Origin of the sequence: Pseudomonas sp. CM25, from assembly GCF_013179705.1 — a bacterium.
GTDB lineage: Bacteria > Pseudomonadota > Gammaproteobacteria > Pseudomonadales > Pseudomonadaceae > Aquipseudomonas.
The window spans coordinates 1-652 of record NZ_JABMCW010000710.1 but is presented as its reverse complement, the minus strand read 5'-3'; the positions used below and the strand labels follow the sequence as shown (position 1 = coordinate 652).

Below are 652 nucleotides of genomic sequence, written 5' to 3'. Positions count from 1 at the left end.
GCCAGATGACCGATCACCTGGCGGATACGCTCCGCGTAAGGACGGCTAGCAGCCATGCGCATTTGTGCCCTGCGCATCTTGCTGACCGCCACTTTCTCCATGGCGCTGGTAATTTTTTGCGTGCTTTTGATGCTCGCAATCTTACTGCGAATCTCTTTTGCGCCTGCCATGTATCACCTATCAGGTTAGCAAGCGGGGGCCAGGGCCCCCGCTGCGGCTTACCAGGTCTGGGTGGCCTTGAACTTCTCGATGCCGGCTTTCAGGCCTGCGTCGATTTCGTCGTTGAAGTCACCCTTCACGTTGATCTTCGCCATCAGTTCAGCGTGATCACGGTTGAAGAAGGCGATCAGTGCTTGCTCGAAGCTGCCGATCTTGGAGACTTCTACGTCAGTCAGGAAGCCACGCTCAGCGGCGTACAGCGACAGGGCCATGTCCGCGATGGACATCGGCGCGTACTGCTTCTGCTTCATCAGCTCGGTAACGCGCTGACCATGCTCCAGCTGCTTGCGGGTCGCTTCGTCCAGATCGGAAGCGAACTGGGCGAATGCAGCCAGCTCACGGTACTGAGCCAGAGCGGTACGAATACCACCGGACAGCTTCTTGATGATCTTGGTCTGAGCGGCACCACCTACGCGGGATACCGAAACACCGG

The 652-nt window shown here is 58.1% G+C and carries 1 protein-coding gene and 1 pseudogene; both read right to left on the bottom strand.

What is annotated here, in order from left to right:
- Window positions 1-170, bottom strand: a 170-nt coding sequence (locus tag HP546_RS30855) for a F0F1 ATP synthase subunit gamma (protein WP_172233830.1), incomplete at its 3' end; no start/stop codon positions are given.
- A 48-nt stretch (window positions 171-218) separates the two neighbouring features.
- Window positions 219-652, bottom strand: a pseudogene (locus tag HP546_RS30850) (F0F1 ATP synthase subunit alpha); the annotation flags it as partial.